Below are 19,695 nucleotides of genomic sequence, written 5' to 3'. Positions count from 1 at the left end.
AGCTACGACAGGATCCTGGAAACCCTCAAGCGGCTGGACGACAACCAGACTCTGCTGGTGCAGTCGGGCAAGCCGGTCGGCGTGTTCCCCACCCACCCCGATGCCCCGCGCGTGCTAATCGCAAACTCCAACCTGGTGCCGCACTGGGCCAACTGGGAGCACTTCAACGCGCTCGATAAGAAAGGCTTGATGATGTACGGGCAGATGACCGCCGGCAGCTGGATCTACATCGGCAGTCAGGGCATCGTCCAGGGCACCTACGAGACCTTCGTCGAGATGGGCCGCCAGCACTACGGCGGCAGCCTGACCGGCAAGTGGATCCTCACCGCCGGGCTGGGCGGCATGGGCGGTGCGCAGCCGCTGGCTGCCTCGCTGGCCGGCGCCTGCTCGCTGACCATCGAATGCCGCCAGAGCAGCATCGATTTCCGCCTGCGTACCCGTTACGTGGACGAGCAGGCCACCGACATCGACGATGCGCTGACGCGTATCGCCAGGTACACCGCCAGCGGCGAAGCCAAATCCATCGCGCTGCTCGGCAACGCCGCCGAGATCCTGCCCGAGCTGGTACGCCGCGGCGTGCGTCCGGACGCCGTCACCGACCAGACCAGCGCGCACGATCCGGTGCACGGCTACCTGCCGATCGGCTGGACCGTCGAGCAGTGGCTCACCGAACAGCAGGCCAACCCTTCGATGGTTCGTGACGCCGCCAAGGCGGCGATGCGCGTGCACGTGGAGGCAATGCTGGCTTTCCACGCCGCCGGCGTCCCGACCGTGGACTACGGCAACAACATCCGCCAGATGGCCTTCGACGAGGGCCTGAAGAACGCCTTCGACTTCCCCGGTTTCGTGCCGGCCTACGTGCGCCCGCTGTTCTGCCGCGGCGTCGGCCCGTTCCGCTGGGTCGCGCTGTCCGGCGACCCGGAAGACATCTACAAGACCGATGCCAAGGTCAAGGAGATCATCGCCGATGATCCGCACCTGCACCGCTGGCTGGACATGGCGCGCGAGCGCATCGCCTTCCAGGGCCTGCCGGCGCGCATCTGCTGGGTCGGTCTGGGCCTGCGCCACAAGCTGGGCCTGGCCTTCAACGAGATGGTCCGCAACGGGGAGCTGAGCGCGCCGGTAGTGATCGGCCGCGACCATCTGGACAGCGGCAGCGTCGCCTCGCCCAACCGCGAGACCGAAGCGATGAAGGACGGCTCCGACGCCGTCTCCGACTGGCCGCTGCTCAACGCCATGCTCAACGTCGCCGGCGGCGCCACGTGGGTGAGCCTGCACCACGGCGGTGGCGTCGGCATGGGCTACTCGCAGCATTCCGGCGTGGTCATCGTCTGCGACGGCAGCGAGGAAGCGGACAAGCGCATCGCCCGCGTGCTGTGGAACGACCCCGGCACCGGCGTGATGCGCCACGCCGATGCGGGTTATGAGATCGCCATCGAGTGTGCGAAGGAAAAGGGGTTGGACCTGCCGGGGATTCTTGGCTGATTTGACCACGGGGAGGTTGTGCAATCACCTCCCCATAATCGGATATCCCATAAAGGGCAGCCTCCGGGCTGCCCTTTTGTCTGGCGCTCTTTTATCCATAGAGCCGTAGGCTGGGGTGGCCTTATCAACCCAGCTTCGTTCCAGCGCGAACGGAAGATCAAGATCAAAGGCGTTCCGTTTGCTGTCGCAACCGGGTGACTTTTGACGCGGCAAAAGTCACCAAAACCGCTTACGCCGGACGCATGCCGATGCGATGAAGCCGCATCGGTGCCCTGCGCTTCTCGCGGATCGGGGCGGCGCGGAACTCGCTGCGCTCAGACACCCGCGCCTTTCTCCCCCGATCCGCTGCGATGCTCGGCATGCTTTCACGGCTGGGGAAAGTCAAAAGCGCCAGCACAACATTGCTGCGCCCTACCCTCCCCGGCGTTGCTGTTGCCGATCTTTTGCGCTACCGGCGTCCACTTACGCCCTAGGCCGAGGCAATTAGATACGTTTTCAGAACAATCGACCAATAATCGCTCGACTGCGACCATAAATCGCTCGTGCACGACCAGAAAATGGTCGGCGTCGACCATATATCGCTCGACGTCGAGCAGAAAATGGTCGCGCGCGAGCAAAAACCGGTCGTCGCCGACCGGAAAACGGCCGCCACTGGCCGTTGACGGGTCATGACCGGAAGGAACCGGCCGGGTGCGGCCCGGCCAATCCCCTCACCGCTCGCCCCCTCGGCGCCATGCGGCCACAGGGGTGGCTCCGGGGCCGACTGCCACGCCCGGCTGATCAAGGCATGGACCGGAACAGTAAAGGGAATCGCACGCTGTCGCCGCCACAGCGCACTTTAGAAAATCTGCCAGCGGTCGAAAACATGACGGTCGCACATCCCTTTCCGGGATGCACCGCGCCGGCTGGTTCGAGCGCGAACGTGCCGGAAAACATGCCCCCATCGTGCGATGTCGAACCTGATGAAGCCTCCCTTCAAATTCCGCCCGGGCTTGCTGGTCTGCAGCCTGGCGCTGGCGCCATTCGCCCACGCCGGAGCGCCCCGCGACAGTCTGGCGGTGTCGCGGGTGCTGGTGGAGCACTGCCAGACGCGCACCGATCCGGACGCCCGGCCCATGGACTTCGGCGTACCGGGCTTCGCCTGCGCGCACACCACAGTCCCTTCCGGCCGCGCCGGCGAAGCGATGGCGATCCGCTGCTCCTTTGGCCGCTACCCGTCAGTCACCCTTACGGTGGTCGCGCAGCTGACGTTCTGAACGGTCCCGGGTGCCCCGGCGCCGTTAGTAGTTCGCCGCGCATGCCGGCCGGGTAGTCGTCGGGAGCGCGATGGACAGCGGTGACGCGGCTGTCGGGAAAGGTCGCCGCATAGAAGCTGGCCGCCTCCAGCGCGGCGTGGTCGTACCACAGGCAGATCGTGTTCTTGCCCGGCATCGGGCGTCTCCCGTTCGGATAGACAGGACGATCGCCACCCGCGGCAGCGATTGCGCTAAGGCAATGGTTTATCACTGCGGTTGTAAGCAGGCGGTCATGGCCAGCCTTCTGTGCACGGCAGCTACACTCCGGTGCCGCCCCGCTTCATGACGGCCCAGCCCCATGCCGCTGCTGTTGCGAATCTTGAAGTTGCTGACCCTCAGCGCCGCCTTTCTCATGGCCGGCGCGCAACAGCTGGGCCTGACGTTTGACGATGGTTTGAACCCCGACACCGAACCCCACGCGCCGCGGTGGAGTGCACAGATCCTCGCCGGCCTGCGTCAAGCCGAGCTCACCGCCATGGCATTTCCCTCGCTGGCCCGCACCGGGGAAGGCCAAGGACTGGCGCTGATCCGGCAATGGGCCGAGGCCGGCCACGCCATCGGCAACCACACCGCCTCGCACCGCAGCCTGTCCCTGCCTTCGATCACCCTGGCCGGGTTCATCGCCGATGTGGATCGGACCGACGCGGTGTTCGGGAGTTATCCGAACAGGGTGCCGTTGTTGCGCTTTCCCTATCTGAAAGAAGGCAACAGCGTCGAGCGCCGCGACGGCATGCGCGCCTGGATGCAGGCCCACGGCTACCGCGCCGCGCCGGTTTCCATCGACGCCAGCGACGGGTACTACGACCAGGTGTATGCGGCGCACATTGCCAAGGGCGACACTGACAGGGCCAGCCGGGTGAAGCGCGCCTATATCCAGCACCTGCTGGACCGCGCCAGCTACTACGAGGCGCTGGCCGTCACCACGCTGGGGCGCAGCCCGGCGCATGTGCTGCGGTTGCATACCAACCAGATCAATGCCGACGCGCTGGGCGAGATCGTGGCCGCGTTCCGGGCCCGCGACTGGACGCTGGTGAACCCGTGTATCGCGTTCGATGATCCGCTCTATGCGCGCCAGCCCGAGACGCTGCCGGCCGGTGAAACCATCGTGTGGGCGCTGGCCAGGCAGGCCGGCCACGCCGGTTTGCGCTATCCGGCCGAGGATTCCACCGATGAGGCGCCGGTACTGTGCGCGCAGGGCCTGCTGCCGTAAACACCGACGCCGCCCGGAGGCGGCGTCGGTGAGGGTGTCTCAGCCGGCGTCCAGCTGCGCACCAGCCGGCAACGGCTCGCGGCGTGCCGGTTTGCTGGGGAAGGCGTGGCGCAGGATGCGCCACATCACCTGGCCGAACTGGCGTGGCATCGAACCGGTGTTGTAGTGCTGGCCATAGCGGGCGCAGATGTCCTTCACTTCCACCGCCATCGCCGCATAGCGGTTGGCGGGGATATCCGGATAGAAATGGTGTTCGATCTGGTGGCTGAGGTTGCCGGTCATCACGTCCATCCACTTGCCGCCGGTCAGGTTGGACGAGCCGCGCAGCTGGCGCAGGTACCAGTGGCCGCGGCTTTCATTGCGCACGCATTCCTTGGGGAAGGTTTCGGCATCGGCGGTGAAGTGGCCGCAGAAGATCACCACATAGGTCCACACGTTGCGGATGAGGTTGGCCGCCACGTTGCCCAGCAGCACCGGCAGGAAGAACGGGCCGGCCAGCGCGGGGAACAGCACATAGTCCTTGAGCATCTGCTTGCTGATCTTGCGGCCGACCGGGCGCGCCTGCCGCCACAGCTGCTTCAGGGTCATCTTGCCGGCCAGCACCCGGCCGATGCGCAGGTCCTGGATGGCGATGCCCCATTCGAACAGCAACGCGAACACCACCGCCACGAACGGCTGGGTCAGGAAGAACGGGTGCCAGCGCTGCTCGGGGAAGATGCGCAGCAGGCCATAGCCGATGTCGTCATCGAGTCCGCGCACGTTGGTATAGGTGTGGTGGCGGAAGTTGTGGGTCTTGCGCCAGTTCTCCGAGGTGCCGACGATGTCCCATTCGTAGGTCTTGCCCTGCAGCGCCGGATCGCCCATCCAGTCGTACTGGCCATGGATGACGTTGTGTGCCAGCTCCATGTTTTCCAGGATCTTGGACAGTGCCAGCAGCAGCACGCCGGCGATCCACGCCGGGACCAGCACGCTGTGCACGAAGGCGCCGAGGAACAGCAACGCGCGGCCGGCCACGCCGGTCCAGCGCACCGCGGCCACCACCTTGCGGATATAGCGCGCGTCGCTGCCGCCGAGGGTGGCGAAGTGGCGCGCACGCAGCGCATCCAGTTCGTCACCGAAGGCCTGCAGCTCGCGCGACGAGAGTGCACGGTTTTTCACGGAGGACATCGCTTAAAGCTCCAGGATCAGATCGGTGCTAGCGCTGCTCACGCACAGCTTCAGCGGAACGGACGGCTCGCCGGCGTACTCGCCGGTCAACGTATGACGGGTGACGCCGGCGACCTTGCCGCAGACGCAGGTATTGCAGATCCCCATGCGGCAGCCGCTGGCCGGCTGGATGCCCTGCGCTTCCAGGGCCTGCAGCAGCGGGGTGCCGCGCGCCACGGTAAGCGTGCGGCCGCTGTGGCGCAGTTCCACCTGCACCGTGCCCTGCTCCACCTCGGGCAGGACCGGCAGGCTGAACGCCTCGCTTTCAAACCTGGCCACCTGGTCGTGCAGGCGCATGCGCGCCGCCTCGACAAAGCCGGCCGGGCCACAGGCCAGTACCCGGGCGTTGCCCAGATCCTCGATGCCGGCGAACGACCACTGGTCCACGCGCGCGGCGGGCGCGGCAGGGTCGCGGGTCAGCGCCAGATGCAGGCCGAAGTCCGGATGCCGGGCCGTCAGCGCCTGGAGTTCATCGACAAAGCACAGCTCTTCCCTGCGCCGGGCCCAGTACACCAGGTCCACCGGGGCCGGCATGCCGGCATCGGCCAGCTGGCGCAGCAACGCCCGCATCGGGGTGATACCACTGCCGGCGGCCAGCAGCAGCAGGCGCTGGCCGGGAGTGGCCGGGACGGTCATCTCGCCGAACGCCTGGCCGAGGCTGAAAACCTCGCCCAGTGCGGCCTCACGGGCCAGGTGCTGGCTGACTTTGCCTCCGGGGATCGCCTTGACGGTAATCGCCAGCCGGCCATTGGCCAGCGGCGTCGGACTGTAGCTGCGGGTGAGCAGGCGCCCGTCCACTTCCACGCCCAGATTGACGTGCTGGCCGGGCAGCAGACCGTCGAAGTGGCGATTGGGCTGCAATTCCAGCGTTACCGCATCGGCGCTGGCGGCCGTACGCCCGACCAGACGCGCCAGCGGACGCCGCAGCGTCCACAGCGGATGCACGCGGGTGGACCAGAAATCGAAGAAGCCTTCACTGAACCAGTGAATCGGCGGCGGCGCGGCATTGCGGTAGACGGCACTCATGACTGAACTATACGGATGAGCGCACACCTGTGTATACAGGTGTATACCCTCCATACCGGCTATGATTCATTGTCCTGACCGGCCCGAGCCTGATGACCACCCACGACCTGCCCTTGCCGACCGCCGATGACGCGCACACTCCGCGCAAAGCCTCCATCTCGCGTGACGACCTGCTGGCGGCGGCCCTGTCCCTGGTCGGGCCGCATCGCAGCGTCTCCACGCTGAGCCTGCGCGAGGTAGCGCGCGAAGCCGGCATCGCCCCCAATTCGTTCTACCGCCAGTTCCGTGACATGGACGAACTGACCGTGGCGCTGATCGATCTGGCCGGCCGTTCGCTGCGCACGATCATCGGCCAGGCGCGTCTGCGCGCGGCCGACAGCAACCGCGGGGTGATCCGGCTGTCGGTGGAAACCTTCATGGAACAGCTGCGCGCCGATGACCGGCTGATGCATGTGCTGCTGCGTGAGGGCACGGCCGGCACGGATGCGTTCAAGCACGCGGTGGACCGCGAGCTGGGTTACTTCGAAGACGAGCTGCGGGTGGATCTGGTGCGGCTGGCCGCTCTGGACGGTGCCAGCCTCTATGAGCCGGCGCTGGCGGCCAAGGCCATCACCCGGCTCATCTTCGCCATGGGCGGCACGGCGATGGACCTGCCGGCGGAAAAAGATCCCGAGCTGATCGAACAGATGAGCCAGATGATCCGCATGATCATCACCGGCTCGCGCGCCCTGGCGCGCCACCCTCCCAACACCTGAGCCCTGGCGGTTGCCCGCCTGGCAGCGGCGGCACCGCTGTTGCGCGCTTCAACGTTGCAGACACTGCCGGTAGCGCGCATCGACCCGGTTGGCGAACCACTGCGTGGTCAACGCGCGGGTGATCTTGGGGCTGTCCAGGCGGATGCCGGGAACCCGTGGCAGCGGCTTGCAGGCGCTGGCTTGAGCCAGTGCGAACAGCTTGGCATGCAACGCGCGGTCACTGAACTGCAAGCGGTCGCCCTGTTCCAGCGCACGGCGGATCGTGCGGCCATCCATTCCCAGCTGCGGCGCCAGGCGTCGCAACGCGCGCTCGGTCTGGACGTGCTCGTCCATGGGCGCGCCAGGATCGAGCAGATCGCCATCCAACGCCAGCGTGCTGCCACTGGCCAGGGCCACCGCCTTCTGGAACGCGGCATTGCGACTGGCATACCAGCCGGCGTTGGAGTCGGCGAAGCGGTGCACTTTCTGTATATACGGGGTCGTGTAGCCAATCAGGTGCAGGGTGCCGAAGTACAGCACGCCGCGGCGGGTGAATACCTCGTTGCGGATGCTCCCGGGGACCGGCCACGGATAGCTGCGCGCCTGGCGTTCGGCGAATGGGATACCCACCTGCATCGCACCACCGGTCTGCACCGGGTTCTTGCCGGCGAACAGGCGCGCCCCCCAGCGGCACACGACCGATAATGTCCTCCCACAGTGCGCTCAGCTCGCGCTCGGTGCGCACCCGTGCCCGATGCTCGGCATAGCTGCGGCCATCTGCCGCCCTCACCTTCAACCCGGCGTCAACCAGTAGCGCGGGAATATGCGATGACGCGGCACGCCGGTCGATTTCGCGCTGTGCGATCTGCGGCAGATCCGCCACGGCCGGGTCCGCCTGACAGCCCGACTCCTGCTCGATCACCGCAAGTACCGCACAGATGTTTTCCGGATGGGGCGTGATCGCCTGCGCGACGAATACCGCCTGGATATCGGCCGCCCATCCGCCACGATCACGGGTGCCTGCCGGGATACGGCGTTCGATACCCGCCCGAACCGCCAACGCCGCCGGAGCCGGCATTGGCGGAGGAAGCGTGTGGCAGGAGACCAGGGCCCAGGCCAGCGGCAGACTCGCCAGTAGCGGCGGCGTACACGGACACGCCACCGCTGCGCCGACCATCGCGTGCGCCCAGCCTGCCCATATACTTCGCCCCCGCCTGTCCCAATCGCCGAACGTGGCTTGACCCTTGAGCGCCACCGCTGAACAGTACTTCCCGCTCGTGGTCCCCGCCACCTCCCTGCTGCTCGGGTTGGCGCTGCTGGCTGGTTGGCGCTCTGTGCGCGGACACCGTTATCTGTTGTGGTTGGCCGCGGGCTACATGGTCACTGCCGTTCCGCTCGCCGCCCAGATCCTGATGGACACCCCGCAGCTGGCGACCTGGTCGGTACTCACCGGTGCCTTGTACTGTGCAGGCAGCTGGGCCACCGCGCAGGGTTTCGCGCTCAGATCCGGCAGCAGGGTGTCGGCGCGCGCGGCGCTGGCCGTCAGCCTCGGCACGTTACTTGCGCTGTTGTGCTTCTCGCGATTGAACGACGTGCTGGGCGCGCGCATCGTCTTCCTCAACCTTGGCATGGGACTGCTGCTGGCATTGGCGCTGCCGGTGCTGTTCGGCCGCGACCGGGCGGACACCCTGTTCGAACGCCTGCTGCGCCGGACCTATCTGCTGCTGGTGGTGTACGCGCTCCTGCGTCCGCTGCTGGCCGGAACACTGGCCGGCTGGTTCAGCAGCAGTGGCATGCCGCGCTCAGGTCTGTGGCTGTGGATGCTGGCTTTCAATCTGCTGCTCAATCTGTGGCTGTTGTTTCTGTTGCTGGGCGGCGTGGCCCAGCAATTGATGGGAGAACTGCGCCACGAGCGCAACCACGACCCGCTCACCCTGCTGCTCAACCGCCGCGCTTTCTTCCAGATCGCCCACCAGCGCCTGCAGCACGGCACCGCCGCCCACTGGGCACTGCTAGCCTGCGACGTCGATCATTTCAAACAGGTCAACGACACCTGGGGCCATGCCGTTGGCGACAACGTGCTGCGGCAAGTCGGTGCACTGCTGCAGGAGATGACGCGCCCGGATGATCTGGTCGCGCGTTTCGGCGGAGAGGAATTCGTAGTGCTGCTGCGCTGCGATGACCTGCCAACGGCCACCCGGATCGCCGAGCGGATCCGGAGCGGCCTCAGCCAGATGCGCTGCTCCCCGGCGAAACACACCCTGACCGCCAGCTTTGGCGTCACTTTGGTAGCGGGCGCGGAGGACCTGGAAAGCGCACTGGAGCGCGCAGACCAGGCGGTATACCGGGCCAAGCACGAAGGCCGGAACCGGGTGGTCGCCAGCCCATCACCTGGCGCAGCCGGCAACATCTGCCCGACCCCGTCTACAGCGGCTGTCGCTCAACCTGATGACGCCGCGCGCAAGGCAACCCGATAGCCACCAGCCTTCGCCAGCAGGGGACGCGCTCCGGAGGCGGACATGGATCTGCCCTCCTCCAGGCGGCCTTCGGGATCGATCGTTTGCCCCTGCAGCATCTCCGTCACGCAGCCGGAACAGCGAGATCCTGCAAGCCTGCCTGGATGCGATTGCGACGATAGGTCACAGGCACGCCGGTGCTGGCCCGATCACGCAGCGTCCACCGTGCGTCCTTTCCCACTTGCTCACTGCCAAGCGCAGCGCGTTGGGCCAAAGCTGCAGCCCTATGCCGGCCGCACCGCCGAGCCGGAAAATGGCCTGGAACAGCGGCGGTGCTTCATGGCGCGGATGCCCATGTCGAGTTCTGCGCGGGCTGCTGCACGCTGATTTCCGACACAGAAAACGCCGGCTTGCGCCGGCGTTTTCTTTTACCTGAAGCCCGTCAATCAGGCCTCCGGTGTCGCCTCTGGCGTCTGCCCTTCGACAGCCGCACCCTCAACCACGGCGGTATCCACGGCTTCGTCATCCAGGCTGTCATCACCGGCTTCCAGGGACGCGTCCAGGCGTTCGACCGCCTGCAGCTTCTCGCCCTTGGACAGGCGGATCAGGGTGACGCCCTGGGTGTTGCGGCCGACGCGCGAGATTTCCGAACCGCGGGTACGCACCAGCGTGCCGCCATCGGAGATCAACAGCACTTCATCGCCCGTACCCAGCAGCACCGCGCTGACCAGCTTGCCGTTGCGCTCACTGGTCTGGATGCCGATCACGCCCTGCGTACCACGCCCCTTGCGCGGATAGTCGGCCAGCGGCGTGCGCTTGCCGTAGCCGTTCTCGGTCGCGGTGAGGATGTACTGCACGCCGGTGTCATCGGCACCGGTGTCGACGATATCGCCGCCCTCGGTTGCCACGTCCTCGACGTTGCTGTCGTCCTCGTTCTCGTCCTCGGCGCCGCCGGCGCTTTCAGCCACGATCAGGCTGACCACTTCCTCGCCCTTGGCCATCTTGATGCCGCGCACGCCCGTGGCGGTGCGGCCCATCGAGCGGACCTTGTCTTCGGCAAAGCGCACGGTCTTGCCATTGGACGCGAACAGCAGGACGTCACGCTCGCCATCGGTCAGGCCCACGCCAACCAGCGCATCGCCCTCGTCGAGGTTGATGGCGATCTTGCCGCGTGCCAGACGGAACGCGAACTCGCTCAGCGGGGTCTTCTTGACGGTGCCATGACGGGTGGCGAAGAACACGTACTGGTTCTCGTCGTACTCGCGCACTGGCAGTACCGCCTGCACACGCTCGCCACTTTCCAGCGCGATCCAGTTGATGATCGGGCGGCCACGCGCATTGGAGCCGGCTTCCGGCAACTGATGCACCGGCAGCCAGAACACCTTGCCCGCGCTGGTGAACGTCAACAGCGTGTCATGGGTATTGACCAGCCACAGTTGTTCGATCGAATCCTCGTCCTTGGTCGCTGCGGCGCTGCGGCCACGGCCGCCACGACGCTGGGCACGATAGGCGCTTACCGGCTGACGCTTGACGTAACCGGCACGCGACAGCGTGACCACCACGTCTTCCGGCGCGATCAGATCCAGAATGTCGAGATCTTCCTCGCTGTGGCGGATCTCGGTACGGCGTTCATCACCGAACTCGCTGCGCACGGCGATCAGCTCGTCGCGGATCACCTGCAGCAGCACTTCCGGGTTTTCCAGGATACGGATCAGGCCAGCGATGACTTCCAGCAGGACCTTGTATTCCTCGGTCAGCTTGTCCTGCTCCAGCCCGGTCAGGCGGTGCAGGCGCATTTCCAGGATCTGCGTGGCCTGGACGTCGCTGAGCTGATACAGGCCATTAACCAGGCCCAGGCCCTTGGGCAGGTCTTCCGGGCGCGAGGCCTCGGCCCCGGCAGCGCCCAGCAACGCACCCACCAGACCCGGCTCCCAGGTCTTGGTCAGCAGGCGCTCCTTGGCTTCGCCCGGATTGGCCGACGTCTTGATCAGCTCGATCATCTCGTCGATGTTGGCCAATGCGACCGTCAGACCTTCCAGCACGTGCGCACGCGCACGCGCCTTGCGCAGCTCATAGATGGTGCGGCGGGTGACCACCTCGCGACGGTGGCGGATGAACGCCTCCAGCATCTGCTTGAGGTTCAACAGCTTCGGGCGGCCATCGACCAGCGCCACCATGTTGATGCCGAACACCGACTCCATCTGGGTCTGCTGGTAGAGGTTGTTCAGGACAACTTCCGCCGACTCGCCACGCTTGATCTCGATGTAGATGCGCATGCCGTCCTTGTCGGACTCGTCGCGCAGCTCGCTGATGCCTTCGAGCTTCTTTTCCTTGACCAGCTCGGCGATCTTCTCGATCAACCGCGCCTTGTTCACCTGGTACGGAATCTCGGTGACGATGATCGATTCGCGGCCGTTGTCGGCCACTTCGATATCGGCCTTGGCGCGGATGCGCACCCGGCCACGACCGGTCCGGTAGCCGGCGATGATGCCGGCAGTACCGTTGATGATGCCGGCGGTCGGGAAGTCCGGACCCGGGATGTACTCCATCAGGCCATCGACGTCGATCGTCGGATCATCGATCAGCGCAATGCAGGCATTGAGCGATTCGGTGAGGTTGTGCGGCGGGATGTTCGTCGCCATACCCACGGCGATACCGGCCGAGCCGTTGACCAGCAGGTTCGGGAACCGGGTCGGCATGACCGTCGGCTCCAGCTCCTTCTCGTCGTAGTTGGGCTGGAAATCGACGGTTTCCTTGTCGAGATCGGCCATCAGCTCGTGCGAGAGCCGCGACATGCGAGCCTCGGTGTAACGCATCGCGGCGGCGGAGTCGCCATCGACCGAACCGAAGTTACCCTGGCCGTCCACCAGCATGTAGCGCAGCGAGAAGGGCTGTGCCAGGCGCACCAGCGTGTCGTACACCGACTGGTCGCCATGCGGATGGTACTTACCGATGACGTCACCGACGATACGCGCCGACTTGAAGTACGGCTTGTTGCTGTGCGCACCCAGCTCGCTCATCGCGAACAGGACGCGGCGATGGACCGGCTTGAGGCCATCGCGGGCATCGGGGAGTGCGCGCCCGACGATCACGCTCATTGCGTAATCGAGGTAGCTCTTGCGCATCTCGTCTTCCAGGTTGACCTGGATGATTTCCTTGGCGTTTTCTGCCATTCGGGTTCCGTTGTCTGGTAGCGATCCCGTCCGGCGACGGGCCTGTGACAGGCGGCGATGCCGGAAACTCGAATCAACCTGCGGAGTCTAGCACAAAGGACGGTTTTCCGCCGCCGCCAGCCGGGTTTTTACCCGAGTAAATCAGCAACTTAGACGCCCCTCGGGATGCCGCCGGAATACGTGACCGCGGCCCCGCCCGCCCAAGTGGCGCACGGATGGGCCGCGAACTGGCAAAACACGCCAGTCCTCACGTCCCCACTCCGCTGCGGACCTGCCTTCAGCCGCCGAACGCGGCCTTCATCGCCGCGGTGTCCGGCTGCAGGATCACGCCACGTTCGGTGACGATGGCATCGATCAGCTCACCGGGGGTCACATCGAACACCGGATTCCATGCGGCGATGCCCTCGGCTACGGTGCGCACGCCACCAACGCCGAACAGCTCACCCGGATCGCGCTGCTCGATCTCGATCTCATCGCCGTGCGCGGTGTGCATGTCCACGGTGGACGATGGCGCCACCACCATGAATTTGACGCCATGGTGGCGGGCGGCAATGGCCAGCTGGTAGGTGCCGATCTTGTTGGCGGTATCGCCATTGGCACAGATGCGGTCGGCGCCGACGACCACCCACTGCACCGCCCCGGTCTTCATCAGATGTGCGGCCGCCGAGTCGGCAATCAGGGTGGCGTCGATGCCATCCTGCTGCAGCTCCCAGACGGTCAGGCGGGCACCCTGCAGCCACGGCCGCGTCTCACCGGCGAACACGCGCTCGATATGCCCTTGCGCCTTGCCGGCACGGATCACGCCCAGCGCGGTGCCGAAACCGGCAGTCGCCAGCGACCCGGTGTTGCAATGGGTCAGCACTCCGCTGCCCGGGGCGATCAGTGCGGCGCCCAGCGCGCCCATGAGGCGGTTGGCTGCCAGATCTTCATCGGCGATAGCCTGCGCCTCCCGCTCCAACACCTGCTGCCAGTCAGTGCCAGCGGCGGCCAGCACCCGCCTCATCCGCGCCAGCGCCCAGGCCAGATTCACCGCGGTTGGCCGTGAGGCATTGAGCTTACCCAGCGCCGGTTCGAGCCGCTGCACCGCCTGCGCGCCGTCCGCGGCCTGCACATCCCGCGCTGCCAGCACCACGCCCCACGCAGCGGCGATACCGATGGCCGGCGCACCGCGCACAGTCAACGCATGGATCGCCTCGGCGACCGCGTCGCTGTCATGGCACTGCACATGTTCGACCACGAACGGCAGCTTGCGCTGGTCCAGCAGCTCAAGCGCTTGGCCGGTCCAGCGGATCGGGCGGATATGGTCGTAGCGGGCGTAATCGAGGGAGTTGGAATCGTTCATGGCGCCATTGTAATGGGCGCCACACAGGCCCGCCTCAGTCCACGGAGAATTCCGCGCGGCAACCGTCATCCACCCAGACGCCGGTGCGATCCCAACCCCAGTTCTGCCCCTCGATGCAGGCCCTGGAGGACAGCTGTTTTACCAGCGTCACCTTGCGCTCGACGGTCACTCCGCATTCGCGGCGGAGATTGCTTTTGGATTCGCAGGTCACCCGTCGCGGGACATCCACGAAGCCGGAGCCATCGGCCGCACCAACCTCGAACTGGCCCTGGCAGCCCCGGCTCACCCACACCTGGTTGCGCCCGTAACCCCACGTGCGGCCTTCCTTGCAGGGCAGTACGGACTGTTGCCGGAGCAGTCGCACCGGCGCCCCGCGCAGCAATACCGGGCATACCTCCGTGCGTCCTCGCGACTCGCAACGCACCACCCGGCGCCCTACCCGCTGCGCAGCGGTGGGCTCTTCCGCGGCAAATTCGGCGCGACAGCCATTGGCGACCCACACACCTGCAGCGTCCGTGCCCCAGTCCTGTTCACGAATGCAACTGTGCTCGGACAGCTGTCGTACCAGCTGTATGCCCCGGGCAAGGTTGGCCGGGCAATGCATGCGTTCTGCGCCTTTCGATTCGCACCGCACCACCGTGTCAGCGGCAAGCACAGGATCGGGCGTTTCCGCCGCCACCAGCATCGGCATGGCACACAACAGCACGGCGTAAATGCTCCTCATCCGACCTGCCTATCCAAGAGCCTGAGGTATTCCGTTGACCGACACACTGCCTGCATGACCGTGATCAGAGCATCATCATCGACGATGAGCCAGTGCTGGGCCACGCAACGTCTGGTGGTCTTCAGGCGTGGGCGAAATCGAAAGCCAGCACATCGGCGATGCATCCTGTGCCGCCCAGCGCCATCAACAGCCGATCCACGCCGACCGCCACACCGGCGCAGGCCGGCAGCGTCGGTAGTGCGGCGAGGAACAGCTCATCCAGCGGTGGCAGCGTCGCCGCGCGCGTGCGCCGCACCTCGAGGTCGCGCTCAAAACGCTGGCGCTGTTCAACAGCATCGTTGAGCTCGTGATAGCCGTTGGCCAGCTCGAACGGTCCCAGATACAGCTCGAAGCGCTCGGCCAGCGGCGGTTCGCCCGGGCGGATGATCGCCAGCGCCGCCTGCGTGGCCGGCCAATCGTGGATCACGGTGATGCTATCGGCCGGAAACTGCGACTGGATGCGATGGGTCATCAGCAGATCCAGCCAGTCATCACGGGTCAGACCTGCCGGGTCGATACCGATCTCGCCCAGCCCGGCGCGCAGCTGCGCCTCATCGGCCAGGAAGGGATCCAGCCCCAGCGCCTCCACGAACAGTTCGCGATAGGTGAGGATGCGCACCGTGGCCTGACGTCCGCGCTGGGCCAGGGCGGCCTGCACCAGCTCGATCGTTTCACCGATCAGGCGATGGTGATCCCAGCCGACCCGATACCACTCGAGCATGGTGAATTCCGGGTTGTGGCGACCGCCAGCCTCGCCATTGCGGAACACCCGGCCCAGCTCGTAGCAGTCGCCCACACCGGCGGCGAGCAGTCGCTTGAGGGGATATTCGGGCGAGGTGCGCAGCCAGCGCAGCGCTGGCCCGGCGCTGACATGCCCGCTGAAACGGGTATGGAAACCTTCGATGTTCGGCTCGGTGTTGCCGGCCGCGGACATGATCGGTGTTTCCACTTCCAGCACGTCACGCTGCGCGAAGAACTCGCGGATCAGCGCGTTCAGACGGGCACGCTGGCGCAGGGCCTCAATCATGGCGCACACCTGATCGCTATGGATGGTGGGAATGCCGGTTTTGCAGGAGCAAAAACCGGCCGTGCGCCACCCTGCGGGCGGCTTCGCCGTGAAAAACCGCTGTCCTGCCGTTTTTTCATGGATGCAGCCCGCGCCCGGCACTGGTCAAAGGCAAGGTCAGGATGTCGCGCTCGTCATCGCGATAGCCGGCCGCCAGATACAGCCGTTTTGCCCGGGCATTGTGATGGTTCACTTCCAGCCGGATAACGGCCGCGCCCTCGCCTGCGGCCCAGTCGCGTGCCAGCGCCAGCGCCTGTCGGCCCCAGCCACGGCCACGCACGGCCGGGGTGAGATACAGCTCGTCGAGCAGCACGAAACGGCCACCCTGCTCCACGCTGAAGCACCAGCCCAGCGTGATGTAACCGGCCTCGGTAACGTCCTCGCTGGACAACAGCAGCACCGCGCCATGACTGGCGTTTTCGAGCAGCGAGCGCAGCCCCGGCTCAACCAGTCCGGACTGGTACAGGATTTCGTCCTCGACATAGAAGTCGCGAACCATGGCGATGAGGCGCGGGAAGTCCTCTGGCCCGGCGATGCGGGCCTGCAACGTGTTGCTCATGCGGTTTTTCCGTTATCGGCCAGGAAGGCGAGCAGGCGGGCTTCATCCCACACCTCCACGCTCAACTCATTGGCCTTGTCCAGTTTGGAGCCAGCTTCGGTGCCGGCCACGACGAAGCTGGTTTTTTTCGACACGCTGCCGGCCACCTTCGCCCCCAGCGCTTCCAGCCGCGACTTGGCGTCCTCACGACTCATCTGCGCCAGGGTGCCGGTCAGCACCACGGTCTTTCCTTCCAGCACGCCTTCGGCCTGCAACGCCGCTTCGGGCGTCCGCGCCAGCAGTTCAGCCAGCGCATTGCCGGCAGCCGAAAACAGGGTGGCATTGGCGTCAACGTCCAGCCACGCTACCAGCGCATTGGCCGTTTCCGCAGGCAGGCCGGCGGTAACAAAGTTGTGTGCGCTTTCATCGAGGATCGCATCGACCGAAGCAAACGCCTGTGCCAGCTGTTTGGCCCGTACCGGCGTAACCTTGGGGATTTCCATATCCGACAGCAGATTGGCCAGTGTCAGCTCCGTCCGCAGCTTGGCGCTGGGCGCGTGCCTGTCGGTGATCTGCACCCCACGCGCGAGCAGCGCATCGATGGCCTGCTGGTTGCCCGGCTGCGCCATGAAGTGGCCGATCGCGCGCGCCACTTCACCGCCGATATCCGGCACCCGCTTGAACATCGGCCATGGCAGGTGCCGGATCAACTCCAGATCACCGAACCATGCGGACAGCGCTTTTGCAGTGCTCTCGCCGACGTGTTCGATGCCCAGCGCGAACAGCAGCCGCTCCAGCGTGGTCCTGCGGCTGGCCTCGATGGCGCCGATCAGGTTGTCGGCCCAGCGGGTGGCGATCTTCTTCGTATTCCACTGGAAACTGGCAGGTACCGACAGCACCTGCGCACGCCAGCCGGCTTCGGCCCCATCCAGCTTGAGGATGCGGTTGAGTGTGTCTCCACTGCCCTCCGGCGCGAGGTGCAGCTGCAACTGGGCGGCCAGAGATTCGGGCGAACCGGCATCCAGCACGAGCTTCAGCAACAGCAGCTGGTCGCGTTGCAGGGCATACAGATCGGCCACGCCGCGAACGATGCCGGCATCGACCAGCGTTTCGATGTACTTGTCGCCCAGTCCGTCGATGTCCATGGCCTTGCGTGAGGCGAAGTGGGCGATGGCCTCCTTGCGCTGCGCCGGACAACTCAGCTCACCGGAGCAGCGCCACGCGGCCTCCCCCTCTTCGCGCACGATCTCCGAACCACAGACCGGGCAGGCGCGCGGCATCTGCCACGGTGTCGTGCCCTCAGGGCGACGCTCGGCGATCACACTGACCACTTCCGGAATCACATCGCCGGCACGGCGTACGATCACCGTATCGCCCACACGCACATCCAGACGCGCGATCTGGTCGGCGTTGTGCAGCGTGGCATTGGTCACCACCACGCCCGCGACATGTACCGGCTTCAGCCGGGCCACCGGCGTGGCGGCCCCGGTACGGCCGATCTGGATCTCGATCGCCTCCACCGTGGTGCTCTGCTCCTGCGCCGGGAACTTGTGTGCGATGGCCCAGCGCGGGGCGCGCGCGACAAAGCCCATCTGCTGCTGGCCGTCACGGTCATCGAGCTTGTAGACCACCCCGTCGATATCGAAGGCCAGGCCGTCGCGACGTTCGCCGATGTCACGGTAGTACGCCAACAGGCCTTCGGCGCCTTCCACCACCGCGCACAGATCGCTGACCGGGAAACCCCAGAGAGCCAGCTGCGCCAGGGTTCCCGAATGGGTCGCCGGCAGTGCGCCGCCAGACACTTCACCCAGGCCGTACGCGTAAAAGCTCAGTGGCCGCTGCGCGCTGATCTTCGGATCGAGTTGGCGCAGCGAACCGGCCGCACCATTGCGCGGATTGGCCAGCACCTTGCCGCCGTGCAGACGCGCCTGCTCGTTGTAGCGCTCGAAATCGGCGCGGGGCATGTAGACCTCACCCCGTACCTCCAGCACCTGCGGCCAGCCTTCGCCCGCCAGCTGCTGCGGTATCACCTTGATCTGGCGCAGGTTGGCGGTCACGTCCTCGCCGGTCGCCCCGTCGCCGCGGGTCGCGCCCTGCACGAACACGCCGTTCTCGTAACGCAGATTGATCGCCAGTCCATCGAGCTTGGGTTCGGCCGAGAACAGCAGTTGCTTGCGATGCAGCCGTTCATCGATGCGGCGGACGAAATCGTGCACCTCGGCCTCGCTGAAGGCATTGCCCAGCGACAGCATCGGCACCGCGTGCACCACCTCGGCAAAACGCGAGGATGGCTTTCCGCCGACCTGCCGGCTGGGTGAATCACCGCTCTCCAGTTCCGGGTGCTGCGCCTCGAGCGCTTCCAACTCGCGCATCAACCGGTCGTATTCGGCATCGGGAATCAGAAGCTCGTCACGCTCGTGATAGGCGCGCGATGCCCGGGCGAGCTGCTCGCGCAACGCGGCAATGCGCTGCTGTGCGGGAATATCTGTGGTCATATCCGGAATTTTAGCGCCTTCCTGTCAGCCAACCGAGCGGATCCCTGGTCGCGCCAGCAAAGGTAACGTCGCCGGCGTTCGTCCAAAAGCAAAGCCCCGCAAGCGGGGCTTTGCAGATCTCCAGATGCAGCGCTTACCAGCGTGGCGACTTGGTCAGCGGCGGTGCCTGGTGCTGGCGGTCATAGGCGCGCAGCTCGTCACGGATATGCGCGATGCGCTGGCGCCCCAGGGCGTTGCGGCTGTCATCGAGCACCACACCGTCCAGCAGCTCGGCCATGCGTTGCACCGTGGGCAGCATCTTCTCCCAGCCATCCAGTGCCGTCATTGGCGCCGGCAACGTCAGGAAGAACGCGATAGCCGGCGTTTCCATCTCGCGGATATGGGTCATATCGAAGCTGCCGGGCTTCATGATGCTGGCCATACTGAAGATCGGACCGCGCTCGGGATGCCCCTCCACCAGGCGGTGGAAGACATTCATATAGCCGAACACCAGCCCGGTCTTTTCTGCGGCGACCACGATGTCTTCACCGCGCAGCACTTCGCCCGCACGTGCAGCCACATACAACGAGACGATCTTGTCGAAATCCTGGCTCGGACGCTTGCCCAGATCGCTGCCCGCCGATGGCTCGACATCCGGCAGCCCGAGCTCGGGCTGGGTGACACTGGCGTCCCCGTCGAGGCTGCCGTCTTCTTCGGAGGCGACGTCGCCGGTCTCGCCCAGCACCGGCTCGCGGCGCTGGCGTTCGACCTCCGCCGACTCCTTGCGCTTGCCCTGCGGGGCCCGCTTCGGGCGGCCAAACAGGAAAATGGCCGCAATGAGCAGCAGTCCGGCAGCCAGGATGCCGATGCGCAGAAGTTCCGTGTCGGACATTCGATGCGTACTCCGGATTAATCGTTCAGGTGGTT

14 protein-coding genes and 2 pseudogenes are annotated in these 19,695 nt (G+C 66.0%); 5 read left to right on the top strand and 11 right to left on the bottom strand.

Features of this window, described 5'->3' with window-relative positions:
* Positions 1–1,485: urocanate hydratase (hutU, locus tag ARC78_RS09435; RefSeq protein WP_057506170.1), on the top strand; the 1,485-nt coding region annotated here is incomplete at its 5' end.
* Positions 1,486–2,447: 962 nt separating this feature from the next.
* Positions 2,448–2,741: a hypothetical protein gene (locus ARC78_RS09430; protein ID WP_145974310.1), complete on the top strand. Its 294-nt coding sequence runs from the start codon at positions 2,448–2,450 to the stop codon at positions 2,739–2,741.
* Positions 2,742–2,763: 22 nt separating this feature from the next.
* Here ARC78_RS09430 and ARC78_RS16330 read toward each other — a convergent pair.
* A pseudogene (locus tag ARC78_RS16330) lies at positions 2,764–2,916 on the bottom strand (VOC family protein); the annotation flags it as partial.
* A gap of 183 nt (positions 2,917–3,099) precedes the next feature.
* On the opposite strand from ARC78_RS16330, the gene ARC78_RS09425 reads away from it, so the two are divergent.
* Complete coding sequence (locus ARC78_RS09425; RefSeq protein WP_158499981.1) at positions 3,100–3,990, top strand: polysaccharide deacetylase family protein; 891 nt, start codon at positions 3,100–3,102, stop codon at positions 3,988–3,990.
* Between the two features lie 39 nt (positions 3,991–4,029).
* Here ARC78_RS09425 and ARC78_RS09420 read toward each other — a convergent pair whose 3' ends face one another.
* Together ARC78_RS09420 and ARC78_RS09415 are read right to left on the bottom strand one after the other, a co-directional pair.
* Positions 4,030–5,157, bottom strand: coding sequence for a fatty acid desaturase family protein (locus ARC78_RS09420; RefSeq protein ID WP_054657024.1), 1,128 nt, complete (start codon positions 5,155–5,157; stop codon positions 4,030–4,032).
* Between the two features lie 3 nt (positions 5,158–5,160).
* Positions 5,161–6,222 (bottom strand): ferredoxin reductase, encoded by a 1,062-nt coding sequence (locus ARC78_RS09415; protein ID WP_054657027.1) that lies wholly within the window; start codon positions 6,220–6,222, stop codon positions 5,161–5,163.
* A 92-nt stretch (positions 6,223–6,314) separates the two neighbouring features.
* Here ARC78_RS09415 and fabR point away from each other — a divergent pair, with 92 nt between their 5' ends.
* On the top strand, positions 6,315–6,977 hold the full coding sequence (fabR, locus tag ARC78_RS09410; protein ID WP_054657029.1) for an HTH-type transcriptional repressor FabR: 663 nt from the start codon (positions 6,315–6,317) through the stop codon (positions 6,975–6,977).
* Between the two features lie 48 nt (positions 6,978–7,025).
* On the opposite strand, the pseudogene ARC78_RS17100 reads toward fabR, so the two are convergent.
* Positions 7,026–8,133: pseudogene (locus ARC78_RS17100) on the bottom strand (DUF1615 domain-containing protein).
* 67 nt (positions 8,134–8,200) lie between these two features.
* Here ARC78_RS17100 and ARC78_RS09400 point away from each other — a divergent pair.
* The gene (locus ARC78_RS09400) at positions 8,201–9,433 is read left to right on the top strand and encodes a GGDEF domain-containing protein (protein ID WP_057506169.1); all 1,233 of its coding nucleotides are present in this window, start codon (positions 8,201–8,203) and stop codon (positions 9,431–9,433) included.
* Between the two features lie 425 nt (positions 9,434–9,858).
* On the opposite strand, the gene gyrA is transcribed toward ARC78_RS09400, so the two are convergent.
* The 7 genes from gyrA to zipA all read right to left on the bottom strand — a co-directional run bounded on the left by gyrA (position 9,859) and on the right by zipA (position 19,660).
* Positions 9,859–12,585, bottom strand: coding sequence for a DNA gyrase subunit A (gene gyrA / locus ARC78_RS09395; RefSeq protein WP_057506168.1), 2,727 nt, complete (start codon positions 12,583–12,585; stop codon positions 9,859–9,861).
* A gap of 277 nt (positions 12,586–12,862) precedes the next feature.
* A complete protein-coding gene (gene mtnA, locus ARC78_RS09390; RefSeq protein ID WP_054657034.1) occupies positions 12,863–13,927 on the bottom strand; it encodes an S-methyl-5-thioribose-1-phosphate isomerase in 1,065 nt (354 codons plus the stop codon).
* Positions 13,928–13,961: 34 nt separating this feature from the next.
* The gene (locus tag ARC78_RS09385; protein WP_054657036.1) at positions 13,962–14,651 is read right to left on the bottom strand and encodes a DUF3011 domain-containing protein; all 690 of its coding nucleotides are present in this window, start codon (positions 14,649–14,651) and stop codon (positions 13,962–13,964) included.
* 121 nt (positions 14,652–14,772) lie between these two features.
* Positions 14,773–15,717 carry an EF-P lysine aminoacylase EpmA gene (gene epmA, locus ARC78_RS09380; protein WP_054657037.1) on the bottom strand — a complete coding sequence of 315 codons (945 nt, stop codon included), beginning with the start codon at positions 15,715–15,717 and terminating at the stop codon, positions 14,773–14,775.
* A 115-nt stretch (positions 15,718–15,832) separates the two neighbouring features.
* A complete protein-coding gene (locus ARC78_RS09375; protein WP_054657039.1) occupies positions 15,833–16,315 on the bottom strand; it encodes a GNAT family N-acetyltransferase in 483 nt (160 codons plus the stop codon).
* The gene (gene ligA / locus ARC78_RS09370) at positions 16,312–18,789 is read right to left on the bottom strand and encodes an NAD-dependent DNA ligase LigA (RefSeq protein WP_054657041.1); all 2,478 of its coding nucleotides are present in this window, start codon (positions 18,787–18,789) and stop codon (positions 16,312–16,314) included. Before ligA ends, ARC78_RS09375 begins: the two co-directional genes overlap by 4 nt.
* A gap of 133 nt (positions 18,790–18,922) precedes the next feature.
* Positions 18,923–19,660 (bottom strand): cell division protein ZipA, encoded by a 738-nt coding sequence (gene zipA, locus ARC78_RS09365; RefSeq protein WP_057506167.1) that lies wholly within the window; start codon positions 19,658–19,660, stop codon positions 18,923–18,925.
* Positions 19,661–19,695 lie beyond the last annotated feature (35 nt).

It is taken from the genome of Stenotrophomonas pictorum JCM 9942 (assembly GCF_001431585.1).
Lineage (GTDB): Bacteria > Pseudomonadota > Gammaproteobacteria > Xanthomonadales > Xanthomonadaceae > Stenotrophomonas > Stenotrophomonas pictorum.
Note: the sequence above shows the minus strand (reverse complement) of the source record. Positions and strands in the feature narration are given on the sequence as shown.